This is a genomic window from Streptomyces sp. NBC_01352, from assembly GCF_036237295.1.
Taxonomy (GTDB): Bacteria; Actinomycetota; Actinomycetes; order Streptomycetales; family Streptomycetaceae; genus Streptomyces; species Streptomyces plumbiresistens.
The window spans coordinates 7,027,301-7,045,544 of record NZ_CP108354.1; the positions used below are offsets into that span (position 1 = coordinate 7,027,301).

An 18,244-nucleotide genomic window follows, 5' to 3' on the forward strand; every position below is an offset into this window, starting at 1 on the left:
GGGGGTCCAGGGGGCGGAGCCCCCTGGCGGGGTCTGGGGCGGAGCCCCAGGGGTCGCGGAAAGGAAACAGCACCGTGCCGGAAGGGCACACGATTCACCGGCTGGCCCAGGACTACGCCGCGGCCTTCAAAAACACCGCACCCCAGGTGACCAGCCCCCAGGGCAAGTTCACCGACTCCGCCGCCCTCCTCACCGGCACGGAACTCACCGCCACCGAGGCCCACGGCAAGCACCTCTTCCTGGGCTTCCGCGACAGTGAGTGGATCCACATCCACCTCGGCCTCTTCGGCAAGGTCACCTTCGGCCACGCCCCCGCGCCCCCGCCCACGGACACCGTCCGTCTCCGGCTCGCGAACAGCACGTCGTACGTCGATCTCCGCGGCCCCACGACCTGCGCCCTGATCACGGACACCGAGAAGGACGCGATACACGACCGCCTCGGCCCCGACCCCCTCCGCGAGGACGCCGACCCGGACACCGCGTACCGACGGATCTCCCGCAGCCGTACGACGATCGCCGCCCTGCTCATGGACCAGAAGGTCGTCGCCGGCGTCGGCAACGTCTACCGCGCCGAGGTCCTCTTCCGGCACCGCGTCGACCCGTACCGCACCGGCCAGAGCCTGACGCCCGCAGAGTGGGACGCGATCTGGCACGACCTCGTCGACCTCATGCGCGAGGGCGTCCGCAACAACCGCATCGACACCGTCCGCCCCGAACACACCCCGGAGGCGATGGGCCGCCCGCCGCGCGTCGACGACCACGGCGGCGAGGTCTACGTGTACCGCAGGGCCAACCTGCCCTGCCACATCTGTGGCGGCGAGATCCGCACCGCCGATCTCGCCGCCCGCAACCTCTTCTGGTGCCCGGCCTGCCAGAAGCCCTGAGGCAGGTCCGGAACCGGCCTAGGGCCTGTCCGGCGGATCATGCCGCAGACGCGGGGCAGCAGTGACATCAGCCGCTCCGCGGCGGGCGCCGATCTGCGGCGTTGTCGTCGGTTGCCGATTCCCCCACTCTCGACTTCGCTCGAGCGGGGGGACCCCCATCGCATCGACGCCCTCCTCCGCCTTGCAGCTCGACGCTCCCCCACGCTCGAACAACCTCGCGCGGGGGGACCCCCATCGCCCCCGCTCACCTGCGTCGATGAGGCGCCGCCGATTTCCTGCGACCTGATCCGCCGGACAGGCCCTAGAACCCGTGGGGCAGCCAGGGCGCGACCGTCGACCCGAACGCCACGGCCGCCTCCGTCAGCGCCCCCTGCCGCAGCTCCCGCACGCGACCGGCCGCGCCCAGCGAGACCAGGCTCACACCGCCGAGGTACGCGGCCCCCAACTCCCGTACCGACAGGGCAAGGTCAGCCGCATCCGTCGTACGAGCGCACGACGCGCCCTTCGCGTCCCCGGTGAGCCGCCAACGCCCCGCGTTCCAGGGGCAGAAGTCGTCCTCGACCTCGAACACCACGTCCACCGGCGCCTGATAGGTCCGCGCCTCCAGCGCGGCGCCGACCTCCACCAGCCGGACGTACAAGGAGTCCCGCACCCGCAACCCGCACCGCCGGATGTCGGACACCATGGATAGCCACGGCTCGTCCGACGGCCGCCCCAGCGCGGTGACCTTCGACGTCAGGTCGATCTCGAACAGGAACCGCCACAGCGCGGCGTGCGCCGCCGCGTCCAGCGCCTCCGTGTCGCGCAGGACCACCACGCCCTTGGGCCCGGCGGCGTCCCACTCCGGCTTGATCCGGAAGCGCGCGTACCCCACGACCTCGCCGCCCCGCTCGGCCACCACGCACTGCAGCGGCGACGCCCCGCCCCGCTCGCTCTCCGGGTCGAGCACCCCGAGCCGCTCCCACCCGGGCAGCCTCGCCAACATCCCCGGCCGACCGGGCACCTTGCGCGCGTACACCGCCTCGCAGGCGTCGAGGACGTCGGCCGGCGCGGCGTACCGCAGGCGTACGTCATCGGTGCCGGGCGGCACGGACAGCCGTACGCGCGTCGTGTCGACCTCGACGTTCACGCAGTGCGTCGCCGCGGCGTACCCGAACCGCCCGTAGATCGGGGGCTCCGAGGCCGTCAGCACGGCGAGCGGCCAGCCCCATTCCCGTACGTCGTCCAGCTGCCGCCGCATCATGGAGCGCAGCACCCCGCGCCGCCGGTGCGTGGCGGCCACGCTGACCATGGTCACGCCGGCGGCCGGCACCGCTGCGCCGCCCGGCACGGACAGCCGGAAGCTGAACGCCCCCGCCGTGCCCACGCACACGTCGCCGTCCCAGGCCCCGATGGAACGGTCGGTCTCGGTGAGCGAGTTCCACAGCTCCCGCTCCTCGGCCGACTCCGGAACCCCGCCGAAGGCGCGGATCAGGTTGTCGTACCACTGGTCCCAGTCGTCCCGCTGAAGTACCCGCATGTCAGTCCCCATGAACCATGCCTACCAGGGCATTGCGGGACGGGCCAGGGAATTTCGCCTTGATGGCGCCACGATGGCTTTCTGTGAAGTTCACTGTGAAGTTGAGCCTCGGACGGGGGACAAGTGGGACCTCCCGTGCCAAGCGCCTGGTCCGATGGATAGGGTCCCGAACTAATGGCAGCAGGACGAGAGCGGCGCGCGGAAGCCGAGACGTTCACGGCCCGGTGGAAGATGCAGTGGCACCGGGCCCGCGTCGGCATGCGCAGAAGCGCCGTCGACTACTTCCGCGGCGACGGCTCGGACTGGGTCGCGATGGTCGGCCTGCTCATCACCGTCCCGCTGATCGCGGCCACGACACTGGCCAACTCGGTGTGGTGCTCCCCGGCCGCGCTGGTCCTGCCGATCGTCGCGGGCGGCCTGCTGCTGCGCCCGGCGAGCCTGCTCGGCCTGTACGCGGCTGCGGCGACGGCGCTGATCGTGGAGTCGGTGCAGCTGGGCCCGTACACGGAGGGACCGTCCAGGGTCACCCCGGGCGTCGTCCTGGTGGTCGCCGCCTGCGGCTTCTTCGGCCTCCTCATCGCCCAGTTCCGCAGCCGGGTCGGCGTGCCCTGGCGGCGCGGCGGCACCATGCTCTTCGACCTGCGCGAACGCATCCGCGTGCAGAGCAAGCTGCCGCAGCTGCCGCAGGGCTGGCACCGGGAGATGGCGCTGCGCCCGGCGGGCGGTCAGTCGTTCTCCGGTGACTTCGTTGTCGCGGCCCGCACCAACGGCGGCCGCACGATGGAGGTCGTCCTGACGGACGTGTCGGGCAAGGGCATGGACGCGGGATCGCGCGCCCTGCTCCTGTCGGGCGCCTTCGGCGGGCTGCTCGGCTCGCTCCCCCCGCACGCGTTCCTGCCGGCCGCCAACGGCTACCTGCTCCGCCAGGACTGGGACGAGGGCTTCGCGACCTCGATCCACCTGGTCCTCGACCTGGACTCGGGTGACTACGAGCTGTACTCCGCGGGCCACCCGCCGGGGCTCCAGCTCAGTGCGGGCAGCGGCCGCTGGGAGGAGAAGGCCGCGGAGGGCCCGCTGCTCGGTGTGTACGACGGTGCGCAGTTCGACCCCGTGAAGGGCTCGCTGCGCCCGGGCGACGTGTTGATGCTGTTCACGGACGGTCTGGTGGAAACGTCAGAACGCGACATCGTCGAGGGCATCGACCGCCTCACCGGCGAGGCCGACCGCTATGTCGCCGGCGGCTTCCACGGAGCGGCGTGGCACTTGATCGAGGCGGTGGCGAAGGACGTCAACGACGACCGGGCGCTGCTGCTGATCTGTCGGGAGGGCCCGACGGCGGCGGCTGCATCGTCCACCCATTGACCATGTGAGCATGTGGGTGTTTGTCCGCATACGCTCCCATGCTTTGGTCATGGGTTTGTGCTGCCTCTGTAACTACCGCCGGTACCCGATTGCATGGGCAATCAGGGAGTTGGTAGAGATGTAATGCACACGATGTGGTGGTCAGGACCCAACGGGGGTGGCGTGATGAAGTTCGACATGGGTGCGCAGACGCTGTCGCAGCTGCAGCGTGATTCGCGGGGGTCGAGTGACGATCTCGGCGCGCTGATCGGGCAGTTGGTGCAGGCGGCGGCGCCGCTCGAGGGTAAGTTCAACGGTACGGGTCGCGTGATGTTCGACGACTTCAAGAACCGTGCGGACGGCATCGCCAAGGAGCTCAACGCCTCGCTGGCGGCGATTCTCGGCGGTCAGTCCGGGATGGACTCGGCGTTCAGCTCGGGTGACCAGGAGCAGGGCGACAACGCCAAGCAGCAGATGGGTGCCGCGAACTTCGACGCGGCGCGCTTTCGCTGAGTAGTGCTTGCCGGGGTGTCGATGGCCCCGGTTTCTTCGGTTCGTCGGTTTCTCAACTGTTTGCTTGGTTTCTCGGGGAGTGGTGTGTGATGGCGCCTTCAGGTGCGGATCGTCGGTCGTACGACACGGGTGCGTCGGCGGATGCGCAGTCGAACATCCAGGCGGTGATCGGTCGCCTTGAGACGGTGATCGCGAACCGTGACAGTCAGGTGAAGGCGGCGATGGCCGACTTCACGGCGGACGGTGTGTCGGACGAGTACCACGGCAAGGAGCAGCGTTGGAACAACGCCTCCAACGAGGTGAAGAGCATCATCGCGCTGCTGAAGTCGACGCTGGAGAAGAACGACAGCACGGCGCAGTCGACGGCCCAGCGGGCGAAGGCCGCAGTCGACAACATCGGCTGAGGGCTTTGTAGGACAGAGGGAACTTCGGGGATACGGGGGCTGTTGTGCCGGGCTGGGATCTGAAGCCGCAAGGCATTTCCAGTGTGTTGAAGACGACGGGGGAGACCGCGTCGGACCTGGAGAAGTACGCGAAGGCGTTCGGTGAGCACCTGACGTCGGCGGCGACCAGCGCGGGCACGATCTCCGCCGAGGGTGGCGGTGGCGGCGAGGGTGGCGAGAAGGCGGCGGGTGGCTTGGTGGCCCTCGCGTTGTCGCAGTTCGCGGAGCGTGCGTCGAAGGATCTTCAGTACGTCGCCGCCCGGGCCGGCAAGTCGTTGCAGGGTGCGGTGGACGCGACCACGGCCTATCTCAACGGTGATCAGGAGATGGCGGCGGAGGCGCAGCGCGCTGCGTTGTCCGAGCCGAAGCTGGATATGCCGGGGGCGGGCAAGGCATGATCCAGCCGGACCAGATTCCCCAGTACACCGGTGACCTGGCCCAGCTGGAGATCGACCACGCGGACCTGAGGAAGGACGCGGGCCATGTCCGCAAGACCGGCGGGGACGTGCACTCCCAGTTCCAGGGCCTGTCGGCGTACTACACGGCTCCGGAGGCGGAGCAGCTCTTCGCGACGACGAAGCCGGTGCAGGACCGGGCGGACGCGTTCGCCGACGACCTCGAGACGGTGTCGTCCGCCCTGTCGTCGTACGCGACGGAGATCCGCCCCCTCGTCGACAAGCTGAAGCAGCTGAAGACGGACGCGACGACGTTCGTCTCGTCCGTGAAGGATGACGACGAGTGGGAGTACGACGGCGACAAGGTCGACGAGCACAACCAGCTCCGGGACGACATCACGGCGACGGTGGCGGCGTTCTGGGCTGCTGAGCGGACGGCCCACAACAAGATCACGGCGTTGTGGGGCGGCACCCAGATGGTCGCCGGTGATGGTTCGGAGCGTAAGGACCAGTACGGGTTCAACGCCGAGGACATGAAGAACGCGCAGCTTCCCTGGGGTGACCCGGTGGAGGAGAAGCATCACTGGTACGAGGTCGGCCACTGGGTGAAGTCGTTCGTGTGGGACGGCCTGATCGTGGACGGCGTCTGGGGCACGATCAAGGGCCTGGGCATGCTGGTGGGCTTCGGCGGCTGGGATGCGATGGGCCAGGCCTGGAAGGGCTTGGCCCAGCTGGCGACCGGCCTGACGCTCAGCATGATGCCAGGCGCGCAGGTGCTGTTCTGGGCGCTGCCGGACGACAAACTTCCCTCTTGGATCCGTGATTCGCGTACCGCGATGAAGGAGACGGGCAAGGCGCTGGTGGCGTGGGACGAGTGGGGGAAGAACCCCGGTCGTGCGGCCGGTGCGGTCACGTTCAACGTGGTGACGACCGTGTTCACGGGCGGTGCGGGTGCCGGCGTGGCCGCCGCGGGCAAGGCGGGCGCGGTCGCGAAGGTCCTGTCCGTGGCGGGCAAGGCGGGCCGGGTCCTCGACCCGATGACGTACATCGCCAAGGGCGCGGGTGCGGGGCTGTCGAAGATCGGCGACATCAGCGCGGCGCTGAAGGGCGTCGGCAACATCGACATCCCCACCCTCCCGGAGAACGCGTTCACTCTCCCCGAAGGCGCGGTCAAGCTCCCCGACGGCACGGTGAACCTGCCCGAGGGCGCCACGATCCCGGACGGCGCGACCCGGCTGCCCGACGGCAACATCAAACTCCCGGACGACACCCCGGTCCTTCCCGCGGGCACGACGAGACTGCCGAGCGTGGACGGCTCCCCGGCCCAGTACATGGACCCGAACGGCAACCTCCTCGACAACCAGGGCAACGTGGTCGACAACGTCGACAACGCGCCCACGGACGTGGTGGACAGGCCGGCGTCGGGCAACCCGGCCGATGGCGCGGACGTGCCGCGAGTGGACTCCCCGGTGAAGGAACCGGCGTTGGTGGGCGCGGGGGCCCATACCGCCGAACAGGCAGGCCAGCCCGTCCGCCTGGGCGACAGCGTGGGCGACAACCTAGGCGACGTCGGCCGCGTGCCCGACAACGCCGCGGTTCACGCGGGCGGGGACAACGTCCCGACGGTGCATGCCGGGGGCGACCTCCCCGGTGGTGGCGTGGGCGGCGACGTCCCCGTCGGCCGGGCCGGGGATCATCTCCCGGGTGGTCACGTGGGCGACGGCCTGCCCGTGGGCAGGGCCGACGACATCGCGCATGGCCCGTCCGCCAGCCACGAACCGCCATCCGGTCACACGGATGGTCATTCGGACGGCCCCAACGGAACTGGCCACGACGGCAACAACCCGCCTCACCACGGCGACACTTCGCCCAACGGCCACGAAGCCGGCGATCATCGCGAGGGCCATGGCGACAGTCACGATGGGGGACATCCCGGTGACAGCCCCTCTGCGGGTCACGGAAGCGGCGATGGCGCTGGGAACCACGATCACGGCACGTCGGACGCGCCTCACAGCCCGGGCTACCCGGACGGGTACGACCCGACGGAGGCACTGGTACGCCAGGGGAACCTGCCTGGAGCCGGCCCCGGAGACAAGCTGTTGGGGCAATTGGACCCGGCCAGGGTCGAGACCTCAAATGGGCTCATCACCCATGTAGATGGTCGCCCGGTCGAGGAATTCATCCAGACCCTTTCCAGGGACCGAGTCGACCTCTACGTCCAGGCCAAGAACGATGGATCCTTCCCGAAGACGCAAACTGGCGCGTGCGTCGGCTCAGTGATCGACAGGCGCACGGGTCTTGTGTACGAGGGGCTCAATGGGCCCGCCGACGCGACGATTCCGCTTGATGACCTTCATCCGACGCTCGCTGAGCGTTACGCAGCAATCAGCGCCGATCCGCCTCACCCTGCCCCGGTCCTGCAGCACGCCGAGGTGAAGGCTGCGAACCGGCTATTGTGGGAGCGTCGGAAACTGGGCCTGCCGGATGACGCGACTGCTCTCGGGGAGCTGCGCGCCTCCGTCTGGTTCCCCTTCAAGAAGGATTTCGACTTGGAAGTACCTGTCCCGCCGAAAGCGGCACCGTTCTGCGCCAACTGCGCCCACATGCTGCACGAAGTGCCGAGCTCTTTCGGGCGATTCACCGGTTGGCCTCCGAACGCTGAGAACAAGCTCCCGTGGTAGTGAATATGCGACGAATTGATATTGACGACGACGAGGTCGACATCGGCTTCGATCACCGACTGCTCTATGCCGGGGATCCCTATACCGGGGAGGCAGAGGAATACCTGGCGGGACGTCTTGTGAGCCGCGTGACTTACACGGACGGGTTCAAGGACGGTCCCTACCGCGAGTGGTACAAGGACGGTACGCTCAGCGCCGAGGGCGTCATGCGCATGGGATTCGTGTCCGGAGAATTCAAGCGCTGGCATCCGAATGGTGTCCTCGCCAAGCGTATGATCAACAGCCAGGACGGCAAGACCCCCCTCGCCGAATTCGAGTGGGACGAGGAGGGCCGCCCCACCCGGACTTGGGAGAACACCACTACGCAGGGATGACGCGCCATCCCGATTGCAGGTGTGGCATTGGTTATGCAGTGCATTGACCTGGATGACCCTGACGTGGACCTCGACTACTCCCAGCGACTCCTGTACCGGGGTGAACTCTTCACCGGGGAGGTCGAGGAGTACCTCGCAGAACATCGTGTAAGTCTCGTGGCCTACACGGATGGTTACCGGGACGGACCGTTCCGTGAGTGGTTCAAGAGCGGAGTCTTTCGCGCAGAGGGAACGATGCGGATGGGCAGCTTGTCCGGGGAGTACAAGAGCTGGCACGAGAATGGCGTTCTCGCCATGAAGAAGCTTCACAGCGCCGACGGTGGGACCCCGCTCTCCCACTATGAGTGGGACGAGGAGGGGAACCCGACCCAGGCGTGGGAGAACACGGGTCCGCAGGGGTGACGCCCCTGTCCGAGAGTCCGACGCGGACGCCCGCAGGGCGGCGCTCCGCAGGGTGCCGGCCGACCAGCACAATTGCAGGGCAGTGGGCCCGGTGTGGCGTACGGCGTTGGAGACCGGCTCCGCCGCGAACAGCTCCGCGACGTCGACCAGGCCGATCGGTCCGTGCATGGCCATGATCAGGCGGAGGGTGCGGTGGCCGACGGTGGCCGCGTGCAGGTCGTTCGGGATGTAGAGACAGGGACCCCATGCGCATACTCCCAGCTTTTACGGAAATCGAGACAGCGGATGCGGCTTGGTTTGAGCAGGTATCCCTGCACCAGCAGGTGGGACGGCTCGCGGACTCCTTGCGTGAGCCGTTGGCTCAGTATCTCGACGGGTCTACGGTCCTGATGTCTGCCGGAAACGTTGCGGATCCTCTCGACGCGGACAAGGGTCCCATCGTCCCCTTCGGATTTTCCATCGACGGCGAGTGGGCGTGGCCGACATACTGGGCGTACTTCGTCCGCGAATACGGCGCCGTGGTGCCACACGATTTCCTGGAGCATGCGCGAACTCGTGCGTTCACCCCAGCAGAGTTGACTGACGGGGAAGTGCAGGAAGCGGCAGACGGTATCCAGAAATTGCTGTACGGATAGACGCAGCACGGGAAGGCTGCTCTGGCTGGACGTCACCCAGCTGGTCGCTCCCGACGTCGAGACAGCGTCGGACGTCGCCACCGAACCGGTGGGACTTCCGGGAGACCCCACGAGTCGCTGCTACTCGTGTACGAGCGGGGCGGAGGGTATTACCTTTCATGAAGATCGCTGATCATTTCCAAGAGCTGTGGCCGCCTGTTTTTGGGGTGCCAAGAGGGAGTATGCGAGATTTCCTCGCCGACTCCGCATATGACGATGAGCGAGAGATCGCCCAGTATTTGCTGGCCGGGCATGGCCTCTTCAGCGTCATGGGTTCCTCCGAGGATGTTCTGGGTTCCGGCCAGACCATCCTGGGCGGCGACTCCATCCACTCGGACGGAGAGTGGGTATGGCGAGGAGACCTCAGGTTCTACGTGAGAACACATCACGTCGCCCTGCCGACTGAATTCCTGGAGCGGGTCAGGGGTTTCAACCACGTCATGCCGGCTGAGGACTTGTCGAGACTCATGGAAATCGCCAAGGACATCCGAGCTCGACTTTGAAACGAATCGACCTGGATGATCCCGAGGTGGACCTCGACTATTCCCAGCGACTCTTCTACCGGGGTGAACTCTTCACCGGGGAGGTGGAGGAGTACCTCGCAGGACATCGTGTGAGTCTGGTGACCTACACGGACGGTTACCGCGACGGCCCGTTCCGTGAGTGGTACAAGAGCGGAGTCCTTCGCGCAGAGGGGGCGATGCGGATGGAGGCCTCCTCCAGGAAGTACAAGAGCTGGCACGAAAACGGAGTGCTAGGCCAGAGGAAGCTCCACGGCACGGACGGCGAGCCTCCGCTGTCCCACCATGAGTGGGATGAGGAAGGACGCCCGACCCGCGCTTGGGAGAACACGACTCCGCAGGGATGACTGCCGGTCCAGTAGAAAGGGATCCCTAGGAGCCGACTGGCAGAGTCGCTGCCCTGCTCTACGTGGACTTGGACGGTAGGCCCTCTGATCCTGACGACCTCATCAGCGAGGTGTTGGACGACGGCCATCACATCGAAGCCCTGCTGTGTCCCGAGCTCGTGGCCGTCGGCCCCTCCGAACATCCAGACGGCGGTGGCCCGCGGCATCGAGAGGCCGGCGAAGGAGTAGCTCTCGTACACCTCGGCCTGGAACTGGTGCTGATGATCGACGCGGCCCAAGGCGCCAAAGTGACATGGGCTTCGGAGACCGCCCGCCGCCTCACTCGCCGTAGAGCCCGGCGACGAGCCCTGAGAAACTGTGGGAGACGCACGAGACATCCCCTGGAGATACCCGTGAGCCGCTTCGACGTATTGCTCGGTACGGATTTCGACGGGCAGCCGGTGTCGGATGTGGACGACGTCATTTACGAGGCGCTCGACGATCCCCGGCACCGCGAACGCGTTCCGGGCCTGGTCGACCTCTTGAACGACCATTCGGCCGAGATCCGTGACCGCTTCCTGGCGTGCGTCGCGCTGACGACCTGGGCGGAACCGGCCGGGTTCGACGCGGTGATGGAAGCTTCCCGCGATCCTGAACGGGTGCCCTGGTACGACGCCCTCATCGACCGCAAGTTCTCCGTCGACAACACCTTCGCGCAACTGTCATCGGCTGTGAGCGACAGCGACCATCTGGCGCTGGAGAAGGGCACCTGGGAGCAGCGGACGGAGGCCTTTCGGGCGCTGGTGAGGATCGCGGACAGGGAGTACTTCGACGAGAAACTCGGAGATCTGCTCGACGTGCGGACTGTTGCCGATGTTCTTCCCGACATCCGGGAAGTCGTGGCGCGAGGAACCGCGGAACTCGCCGCACGCCGGCCGCAGAGGTTCGATCTGGCGACCCAACTCGTCGATCTGGCCGCGGCGATGGCAACGGTGGATGCGGCCACGGCCGTGAGCCTCGCGCAAGATGTACTGAGCCATGACGCCGGTCACCGTCCGCTCAACCACGCGGTGGCGATCGTGCAGCGCGCGAAGACGCTCGAGACTCGCCGGTTCGCCGACTACCTGTCCGCTCTCGGCGACGGTGCGGTACGGGCCCAGATCAGGGAGGCGCTCGCGTGACTGGGTATTCACCTCGGGAGGGGGAGGGGCGCCACAGATCACACGCTCAGCATCGACTTCACAGACGGCATCGAGGACGGACCCCTACGCGAGTGCTATGTGGATGGCACCCTCAGGCGGGCGGCCTGATGCGTGACGCGTTCCCCGTAGACGAATTCAAGCGGTGGCATCCCATCAACTGGCACGGTCTGAATGGGACGCAGACGGGAACCCGACGAAGGAATGGCGCGCGATCGGACAACGACACCTGACCACGCTAGGGCTGACCAGAGAGTCCCTGACTGGCTCACGTCGAATGGTTCGTTCCCTGGCCGCGAGATCGTTGAGCTGCTGCTAGGCCGCCTTCAACTCGCACCACACGTACTTGCCCCGGTTGCCGTGTCTGCTCAGCGGCTGCCAGCCCCAGGTGTCGGCGCAGGACCGGACGAGGGCCAGTCCACGTCCGTCCTCGTGATCGGCGACCTGGTCCAACGTTCGCGGTGGCTCAGGCGGTTCGGGATCCGCATCCCACGCCCCAATCCGCAGTACACCCGCCGACCAGCGCACGCGCAGGGCAGCGGGCCCCTTGGTGTGGCGTACGGCGTTGGAGACCAGTTCGGTCGCGAGCAGCTCCGCGACGTCGACCAGGCCGATCAGGCCGTGCATCGTCAGGATCAGGCGGAGGGTGCGGCGGCTGACGGTGACGGCGCGCAGGTCGTTGGGGATGTAGAGGCTGTACTCCCAGGGTTTGGCTTCGTTTTCGGGCATGGGTGAACTCCGTTCGGGAGGTGGAGGGGGTGAGCTCGCCGGGCGGTGGCAGTGCCGCGGCCGTCATGGCAGGACGGGGCGGTGCGCTTCCGGTCCCCCGGGGGTTCCGCAGCGTGTGCGTCGCGTCACCGAAGGTAGACCTTAGATTTAACCTGAGGCAAGTCGGTCGCGTAATCTGACGCCCGAACGAGTCGATTTTCCAGGGGCGTTGAAACGAAGGAGCGGTCGATGGGGACCAGGCGCGAACCAACAGCACGACAGATGCGTCTGGCGGTCGAAATGCGCAGGCTCCGGGATGCGGCAGGACTCAGCGCCCGCGAGGCGGCAGGGCTGCTTGGAGTGAACTCCGTCCAGATCAGCCAGATCGAGTCCGGCGTTACTGGAGTGAGCGAGGAGCGGCTTCGCCGTCTTGCGGCCCACTACGCGTGCCCGGACGAGACGTTTGTCGACGCCTTGGCCGCGATGGCGACCGACCGGACACGCTGCTGGTGGGAGGAGTACCGAGGCCTCCTGCCCACCTCATTCCTGGATCTGTCCGAGCTGGAGCACCATGCCACCTACCGATGGGATGTGGACTTCCTGCACGTCCCAGGACTCCTTCAGACGGAGGACTACGGCCGTGCCCTCTTTTCGCGCCGCGTCCCCGAACTCCTCACTGAGGAGCTGGAGTTGCGCGTCCGCCATCGAATGCAGCGGCGGGTCATCCTTGAGAAGCCGCAGCCGATCACGTACGAGGCGTTGGTCCACGAGGCAGCGCTGCGGATCAGGGTCGGCGGCAGGGCCACCTCACGTGCTCAGCTTGCCCACATCCTGGAATTCTCCGAAGCCGACCACGTCACCGTACGTGTCATCCCCTTTGACCTGGAAAACTTCGCCGACATCACAGCGGCCATGGTGTACGCCGGTGGCGTCGTCCCAAGGCTGGACACTGTTGTCCGCGATGGCCCTCACGGCACGCTCTTCATCGATTCCGAAGCTCAACTCCGCGTCTTCCGAACACTCTTCCGTAGAGTGGAGGCGGTGTCACTCGACCCCGATCGGTCGCGTGACCTCATCCACAGTCTGGCCAAGGAACTGTGAGGCGCCCGGTGACCACCCCCGAGAACTGGCGGAAGTCGTCCTACTCCGGCAGCGGCGACGGCAATGCCTGCGTAGAGATCGCGAGTGACTTCGCCCGAGTGGCGATACGAGACTCCAAGAACCCCGCCTACGGCACCCTCCTCTTCCCGACCGAAGCCTTCGCCACCTTCGTCGATGCCCTCAAGCCCAACTCTGGCGTGTGATCGCCAGTACGAACGTCGCCCGTTGGACATGGGGACGGGACGACGAGTCCGCCGATGCACTGGTGCTCTGTATGCGCGATCTGCTGGCCGCGTATGGGGTGCTCTCCGCGAACGGGTTCGCTGTGGGGCAACACGCGGTGCGCGTCTCCGTCACGGAAGCGGGCGGCAAACCGCGGAAACCCCTTTTCGAAGGGGAGTTCACGGTCCCTGTCGACGCGTCGAGCTCGACAGAATCGGTGGCCCAATTGGTCGGCCGGGTCAGGGCGGGAATGCGAGCCGGCGAGATCGGATCCGTGGATGCGTTCGTCGAGTGCTCTGGTGCAGTCCGGCTGGGAGCCTCGTCGTTCGCCGACTATGTCGTGGTCGATCTGGTGACGAAGTCCGATGTATGGCTGCCGTACGACCTGAAGGGACGGCCCCAGCCGGACGTGTACGCGGCGAACGGTCCTCGGCTGGCCGCGCTGCTGCGTGAATTCTCCGAGGCCCTGGAGTCGGAAACGGACCCGGACGATCCGACGTACTTCGCGAAGCCGACCGAGACTGGCGCCGAGAACTTCTTCCATGCCGACGGTACTGCGTGGGACGTATGGGGCAGCTTCGAGGAACTGACCCGGTACGGCGTCTTCAGGCACGCTCCCGGGTTCGGGCGCATCGGATATCGGCGTACGGCCGAGGGAGACGTTCGGTACGTGCCGGTTCAGGGTGGGCGTGCTGCAGTGCTCGGCTATTTGTGGGCCTCCGACTCCGAGAATGCGGCGAGCTTCGAGCCACGGAATGTCGGCGACGACGTTACGTACCGTGCCGGGTTGGTCTGGCTGGAGCGTCTGAGGGCTGCGCACGACCGGGGGTTGTCCCCGTCGGCGGCGCTGGCCGAGTTGTCCGCGATGCCGGACGAGCAAGGCGCGGGACGAGTGGATCCGGCGTCCGAACCCCGGATCGTCGGTCTCGACTCGTTGCGGGAATTGGCGAGCGGTGGCCGGTAATCCAAGGAGGCGAAGGGCTGGAACCTCACGAGCCGCACCCAGGTCGAGGAGGCTGCTTCCGAGTGAACCGGCACGACATCCGCGAGGGGCTGGGACGTGACGAGCGCACGCCTCGCATCGACATCGACGGCCCCGACGTCGACTTCGATCTGGGCGCACGGCTGCTGTACCGCGGGGAGCTGCTCACCGGCGAGGTCGAGGAACGGCTCGGTGGCGATGTCGTGAGCCTGCAGTCGTACGTGGACGGGCTGCCGCATGGTCCGTCCTGGGAGTGGTATCGCGACGGCACGCTCGAGGCCGAGGGGACGGTCTACGGGTCGCGTCCTGTCGGCGTCTGGAGGCGATGGCATCCGAACGGCGTGCTGGCCCACGAGAAGACGTTCAGCGAGGACGGGCAGGCCGTCCTGTCGCACCGGGCGTGGGACGAGAGCGGGCGGCTGACGGGGGAGTGAGTGGGACCAGCCCGTGTTTCAGGTCGCTGCGCACCCGCCCTCGGATGCACGAACGGGCGTCGTGCTCGAAGGTGACGGTGACACAACTCACCTGCCCAGCAACGATATTCGGCCGAGTCGTGGTGCTTCTGTGCGTGCTGGGGACCTTGATTGCACAGACAACTATCGGGTTGATAGAGATAGGGCGAGTTACGGGGTGGGTCGGGGATGGACCCGGCGTTCGGCTCGGGTGACCAGGAGCAGGGTGACAACGCGAAGCAGTAGATGTGTGCCGGGCGATGAGGCGACAGCCGCGAGGGCGCAGCGCACCGCGTCGTCCGCGTCGGCGGTGGATCGGCCGGGAGTGGGCAAGGCGTGCTGAAGCCGGATCAGATACCCCAGTTCACGGGTGACTTGGCACAGTTGGAGACGGACCACGCGGACCTGAAGAAGGACGCGGCCAACGTCCGTACGGCCGGCGGAGGTGTGCACTCGCAGTTCCAGGGGCTGTCGGCGTACTACACCGCGCCCGAGGCGGAGCAGCTGTTCGCGACGACCAAGCCGGTGCAGGAGCGGGCGGATGGGTTCGCCGACGACCTGGAGACGGTGTCCGGCGCGCTGTCGTCGTACGCGACGGAGATTCGTCCCCTTGTCGACAAGCTGAAGCAGCTCAAGGCGGACGCGACCGCGTTCCTCGCAATGGCCGCGGAAGACGACGAGTGGCAGTACGACGGCGACAAGGTCGACGAGCACAACCAGATCCGGGACGACATCACCGCGACGGTGGCGGCGTTCTGGGCGGCCGAGCGGACGGCCCACAACAAGATCACGGCGTTGTGGGGCGGCACGCAGATGGTTGCCGGGGACGGCTCCGAGCGCGAGGACCAGTACGGGTTCGCCGCCGAGGACATGAAGGACGCGCAGCTTCCCTGGGGCGACCCGGTGGAGGAGAAGCACCACTGGTGGGAGATCGGCTACTGGCTGAAGTCGTTCTTCTGGGACGGCCTGATCGTCGACGGCATCTGGGGCACCATCAAGGGCATCGGCACCCTGCTCGGGTTCAACGGCCTGGAGGCGATGGGCCAGGCATGGAAGGGCCTTGGGCAGCTGGTCACGGGTCTGGTGGTCTCCGTCATTCCCGGTGCGGGCGCGCTGTTCTGGACGTTGCCGGACGACAAGTTGCCGTCGTGGCTGCGTGATTCGCGTACGGCGATGAAGGAGACCGGCAAGGCGCTGGTGGCATGGGACCAGTGGGGCGAGAACCCTGCCCGTGCGGCAGGCCTGGTCACCTTCAACGTGCTCACCACCGTCTTCACCGGCGGTGCGGGTGCCGCCGCAGCTGGCGTGACCAGGGCCGGCGCGGTGGCCAAGGTGCTGTCGGTGGCGGGCAGGGCGGGCCGGATCATCGACCCGATGACCTACATCGCCAAGGGCGCGGGCGCGGGTCTGTCGAAGATCGGCGACATCATCAGGGGTCTCAGGGGCGTCGGCCACGTCGAGATCCCCACCCTTCCGGACAACGCTGTCACCCTGCCGGAGGGCTCGGTGACGCTCCCGGACGGCACGGTGCGGCTTCCGGAGGGCGCGGCCGTCCCCGAGGGGGCCACCACACTCCCCGACGGGAGCGTGCGGCTGCCGGAGGGGGCGGTGACGCTGCCGGAGGGCACGATCGACCTGGGGACGCCCGAAGGCGCTCCCGCCCAGTACCTGGACGGTGACGGCAACCTCCTGGACAGCCAGGGGAGTGTTGTCCAGCATGCCGACCAAGCGCCCGTGGAGACGGTTGTCGACACGGCCGACGAGGCCACGCCGACGCCAAGTGCCGGGGCGTCGCAGGTCGATGCCCCGCTCAAGGAACCGGCTCTGGTCGGCGCAGGCGCTGGTGACAACGCGGCGAGCAGCGCGGGGCACTCCGCGGGCAGCGAGGGCGTACCGTCGCAGGCCGGCGACGGCTCGCCCGGTGGCTCACACGCCGGGGACTCGCCGGCCGGCGGCCACGGTGACGACGTGCCCCCGCATGGCGATGACGTACCTGCACGTGGCGATGACGCACCCCCGCACGGTGACGGCGCGGACAATCCCACCGAACCCCACGCCGACGACGGCGTGGCCCCGGCCACGGACGAGGCTCCACCCAAGGCCCCGGGCGGAGACGAACCGCCCATCATCCGGCAGGACGACGACTTCAGCGCCACCCACAACCAGTACGGCTTGCGCAAGTCGCGGTTCGATCCGGACACCGGCATCGTGCCGGCCAATCCGGACGGAAAGATCACGCCCCTCGAGCACGTGCTGGGCGGCGCGAACCCCAAGGCCAAGGAATCCAGCCAGTTCACTTCCTTCGCGCCGAAGGACGGCACCGGAAAGGTCTACGGCGCCCAGGAAGTCAGCATCGACTACCGGCGGCTGCAGGCGGACATCGACGCCGGCAAGGTCCAGAACGTGGAGATCCTGCGGCCCGAGCAGATCCAGCAGAGCATCAGCGACGACATCACCAAGACCGCGGGCAAGGACGTGGAGGTGCCGCCGACACTCAAGCCGACGGACACCGACGCCGTGACCAAGTTCGTCAACGACCTCGGTCTGAGCAAGGGCAAGACCAGCAAGGTGCACCGAAGGGTCATGGCGCTGCTCAACACCCGACGCGACGGCGAATGGTTGATCAGTGGGATCGTCCCGAAGGACTACGTGACGGGGCCCTACCCGACGACCAAGACGCCGTGACGAGCCGGATAACGTGATCCAGCGAGCCGACCTGAGCACAGGAGTACCGAGTGTCCGACAGCCATGGTTCGTGGGAGCCGAGCGCCAGAGTCGCCGAACTGCTCTTCACGGACTTCGACGGCACGGCTGCCGCCGATCCCGATGACGTCATCAGCGAAGGGCTCGACGGTGGCTATCGGGAGCGTTCCGAGGCATTGAAGGAAGTCCTGCGGGATCCGGACGAGGATCCGGCAGGGCGCTTCCTGGCCTGTGTCGCGCTCACCCGGTGGGCAGACACGGTCGGGTACGAAGCGGTGGTCCGGGCAGCGCGGTCGCCGGAATCCGCCGTATGGCGTGGAGCCTCGTACGACCGGCTGCACGGCCAGGACGACACCTTCGGGGTGCTCGCCGACGCCGTGGGGGACAGTGCCGACATGGTCGAGGAGCGCGGCACGGCGACCGAGCGACTGCAGGCGGCCGAGGCCCTGCTGAACCTCGCGGGCCAGGTGCAGTTCGACCGGCACATCAGTGCGCTGCTGCGTCGAGAACTCGTCGCTGTTCTTCTGCCCGCGGTCACGGCCGGGGTGGAGCGCGGCATCGCGAGGCTCGCCGAGGAGCAGCCGTCGTACGACCTCGGCCTGCAACTGGCGCTGATGATCGCGGCGGCTCACCGCGTAGACGCGACGTGGGGCCTGGATGCCGCCCGCCGGCTCATCGCCGTCAAGCCCGGCGAACGCGCCGTGACGGAGTTGCACGACGCGATTCCGGAGACTCTGCAGGCGTAGTTGTTCGTTCGGGTAACGACATCCCGGCCGACTTGTGGTGCTTCTGTGCGTGCTGGGG

The 18,244-nt window shown here is 67.5% G+C and carries 20 protein-coding genes; 18 read left to right on the plus strand and 2 right to left on the minus strand.

Features of this window, described 5'->3' with window-relative positions; genetic code table 11:
- Positions 1-74 precede the first annotated feature (74 nt).
- Positions 75-884, plus strand: coding sequence for an Fpg/Nei family DNA glycosylase (locus OG252_RS32620; protein ID WP_329340567.1), 810 nt, complete (start codon positions 75-77; stop codon positions 882-884).
- Between the two features lie 301 nt (positions 885-1,185).
- Here OG252_RS32620 and OG252_RS32625 read toward each other — a convergent pair whose 3' ends face one another.
- Positions 1,186-2,415 (minus strand): GNAT family N-acetyltransferase, encoded by a 1,230-nt coding sequence (locus OG252_RS32625; RefSeq protein WP_329340569.1) that lies wholly within the window; start codon positions 2,413-2,415, stop codon positions 1,186-1,188.
- 162 nt (positions 2,416-2,577) lie between these two features.
- Here OG252_RS32625 and OG252_RS32630 point away from each other — a divergent pair, with 162 nt between their 5' ends.
- The 11 genes from OG252_RS32630 to OG252_RS32685 all read left to right on the plus strand — a co-directional run bounded on the left by OG252_RS32630 (position 2,578) and on the right by OG252_RS32685 (position 11,254).
- Complete coding sequence (locus tag OG252_RS32630; protein ID WP_266439508.1) at positions 2,578-3,765, plus strand: PP2C family protein-serine/threonine phosphatase; 1,188 nt, start codon at positions 2,578-2,580, stop codon at positions 3,763-3,765.
- Between the two features lie 165 nt (positions 3,766-3,930).
- Positions 3,931-4,257: a hypothetical protein gene (locus OG252_RS32635; protein WP_266439509.1), complete on the plus strand. Its 327-nt coding sequence runs from the start codon at positions 3,931-3,933 to the stop codon at positions 4,255-4,257.
- An 89-nt stretch (positions 4,258-4,346) separates the two neighbouring features.
- Complete coding sequence (locus tag OG252_RS32640; RefSeq protein ID WP_266439510.1) at positions 4,347-4,661, plus strand: pore-forming ESAT-6 family protein; 315 nt, start codon at positions 4,347-4,349, stop codon at positions 4,659-4,661.
- Positions 4,662-4,705: 44 nt separating this feature from the next.
- The gene (locus tag OG252_RS32645) at positions 4,706-5,098 is read left to right on the plus strand and encodes a DUF6507 family protein (protein WP_329340572.1); all 393 of its coding nucleotides are present in this window, start codon (positions 4,706-4,708) and stop codon (positions 5,096-5,098) included.
- Positions 5,095-7,776 carry a hypothetical protein gene (locus tag OG252_RS32650; RefSeq protein ID WP_329340574.1) on the plus strand — a complete coding sequence of 894 codons (2,682 nt, stop codon included), beginning with the start codon at positions 5,095-5,097 and terminating at the stop codon, positions 7,774-7,776. The genes OG252_RS32645 and OG252_RS32650 overlap by 4 nt, the downstream gene beginning before the upstream one ends.
- 5 nt (positions 7,777-7,781) lie before the next feature.
- A complete protein-coding gene (locus tag OG252_RS32655; protein ID WP_329340576.1) occupies positions 7,782-8,150 on the plus strand; it encodes a toxin-antitoxin system YwqK family antitoxin in 369 nt (122 codons plus the stop codon).
- Between the two features lie 63 nt (positions 8,151-8,213).
- Positions 8,214-8,552: a hypothetical protein gene (locus OG252_RS32660; protein WP_329340578.1), complete on the plus strand. Its 339-nt coding sequence runs from the start codon at positions 8,214-8,216 to the stop codon at positions 8,550-8,552.
- 245 nt (positions 8,553-8,797) lie between these two features.
- Positions 8,798-9,187 (plus strand): hypothetical protein, encoded by a 390-nt coding sequence (locus OG252_RS32670; RefSeq protein ID WP_329340580.1) that lies wholly within the window; start codon positions 8,798-8,800, stop codon positions 9,185-9,187.
- A gap of 158 nt (positions 9,188-9,345) precedes the next feature.
- Positions 9,346-9,729: a hypothetical protein gene (locus OG252_RS32675; protein ID WP_329340582.1), complete on the plus strand. Its 384-nt coding sequence runs from the start codon at positions 9,346-9,348 to the stop codon at positions 9,727-9,729.
- A 26-nt stretch (positions 9,730-9,755) separates the two neighbouring features.
- Positions 9,756-10,094, plus strand: a complete 339-nt coding sequence (locus tag OG252_RS32680; protein ID WP_329340584.1) for a hypothetical protein — start codon at positions 9,756-9,758, stop codon at positions 10,092-10,094.
- A 392-nt stretch (positions 10,095-10,486) separates the two neighbouring features.
- Positions 10,487-11,254 carry a hypothetical protein gene (locus OG252_RS32685; RefSeq protein WP_329340586.1) on the plus strand — a complete coding sequence of 256 codons (768 nt, stop codon included), beginning with the start codon at positions 10,487-10,489 and terminating at the stop codon, positions 11,252-11,254.
- Between the two features lie 333 nt (positions 11,255-11,587).
- On the opposite strand, the gene OG252_RS32690 is transcribed toward OG252_RS32685, so the two are convergent.
- Positions 11,588-12,001: an ATP-binding protein gene (locus tag OG252_RS32690; protein WP_329340588.1), complete on the minus strand. Its 414-nt coding sequence runs from the start codon at positions 11,999-12,001 to the stop codon at positions 11,588-11,590.
- A 228-nt stretch (positions 12,002-12,229) separates the two neighbouring features.
- Here OG252_RS32690 and OG252_RS32695 point away from each other — a divergent pair, with 228 nt between their 5' ends.
- The 6 genes from OG252_RS32695 (at position 12,230) to OG252_RS32720 (ending at position 18,186) form a co-directional block, all read left to right on the plus strand.
- A complete protein-coding gene (locus tag OG252_RS32695; RefSeq protein ID WP_329340590.1) occupies positions 12,230-13,081 on the plus strand; it encodes a helix-turn-helix domain-containing protein in 852 nt (283 codons plus the stop codon).
- 8 nt (positions 13,082-13,089) lie between these two features.
- Positions 13,090-13,284 carry a DUF397 domain-containing protein gene (locus OG252_RS32700; protein WP_329340592.1) on the plus strand — a complete coding sequence of 65 codons (195 nt, stop codon included), beginning with the start codon at positions 13,090-13,092 and terminating at the stop codon, positions 13,282-13,284.
- Entirely contained in the window at positions 13,281-14,267 is a 987-nt protein-coding gene (locus OG252_RS32705; protein WP_329340594.1) for a hypothetical protein, read from the plus strand. The genes OG252_RS32700 and OG252_RS32705 overlap by 4 nt, the downstream gene beginning before the upstream one ends.
- A gap of 62 nt (positions 14,268-14,329) precedes the next feature.
- On the plus strand, positions 14,330-14,719 hold the full coding sequence (locus OG252_RS32710; protein WP_329340596.1) for a toxin-antitoxin system YwqK family antitoxin: 390 nt from the start codon (positions 14,330-14,332) through the stop codon (positions 14,717-14,719).
- A 354-nt stretch (positions 14,720-15,073) separates the two neighbouring features.
- Complete coding sequence (locus tag OG252_RS32715; RefSeq protein WP_329340598.1) at positions 15,074-17,422, plus strand: hypothetical protein; 2,349 nt, start codon at positions 15,074-15,076, stop codon at positions 17,420-17,422.
- A gap of 50 nt (positions 17,423-17,472) precedes the next feature.
- A complete protein-coding gene (locus OG252_RS32720; protein ID WP_329340599.1) occupies positions 17,473-18,186 on the plus strand; it encodes a hypothetical protein in 714 nt (237 codons plus the stop codon).
- The last annotated feature ends 58 nt before the right edge of the window (positions 18,187-18,244 follow it).

What these genes read in the sequence shown, in the direction of transcription:
- OG252_RS32670 (WP_329340580.1), top strand. Translation starts at nt 8,798, where the DNA reads ATGCGCATACTCCCAGCTTTTACGGAAATCGAGACAGCGGATGCGGCT.
- OG252_RS32635 (WP_266439509.1), top strand. Translation starts at nt 3,931, where the DNA reads ATGAAGTTCGACATGGGTGCGCAGACGCTGTCGCAGCTGCAGCGTGAT.
- OG252_RS32630 (WP_266439508.1), top strand. Translation starts at nt 2,578, where the DNA reads ATGGCAGCAGGACGAGAGCGGCGCGCGGAAGCCGAGACGTTCACGGCC.
- OG252_RS32640 (WP_266439510.1), top strand. Translation starts at nt 4,347, where the DNA reads ATGGCGCCTTCAGGTGCGGATCGTCGGTCGTACGACACGGGTGCGTCG.
- OG252_RS32655 (WP_329340576.1), top strand. Translation starts at nt 7,782, where the DNA reads ATGCGACGAATTGATATTGACGACGACGAGGTCGACATCGGCTTCGAT.
- OG252_RS32675 (WP_329340582.1), top strand. Translation starts at nt 9,346, where the DNA reads ATGAAGATCGCTGATCATTTCCAAGAGCTGTGGCCGCCTGTTTTTGGG.
- OG252_RS32695 (WP_329340590.1), top strand. Translation starts at nt 12,230, where the DNA reads ATGGGGACCAGGCGCGAACCAACAGCACGACAGATGCGTCTGGCGGTC.
- OG252_RS32625 (WP_329340569.1), bottom strand. Translation starts at nt 2,415, where the DNA reads ATGGGGACTGACATGCGGGTACTTCAGCGGGACGACTGGGACCAGTGG.
- OG252_RS32690 (WP_329340588.1), bottom strand. Translation starts at nt 12,001, where the DNA reads ATGCCCGAAAACGAAGCCAAACCCTGGGAGTACAGCCTCTACATCCCC.
- OG252_RS32650 (WP_329340574.1), top strand. Translation starts at nt 5,095, where the DNA reads ATGATCCAGCCGGACCAGATTCCCCAGTACACCGGTGACCTGGCCCAG.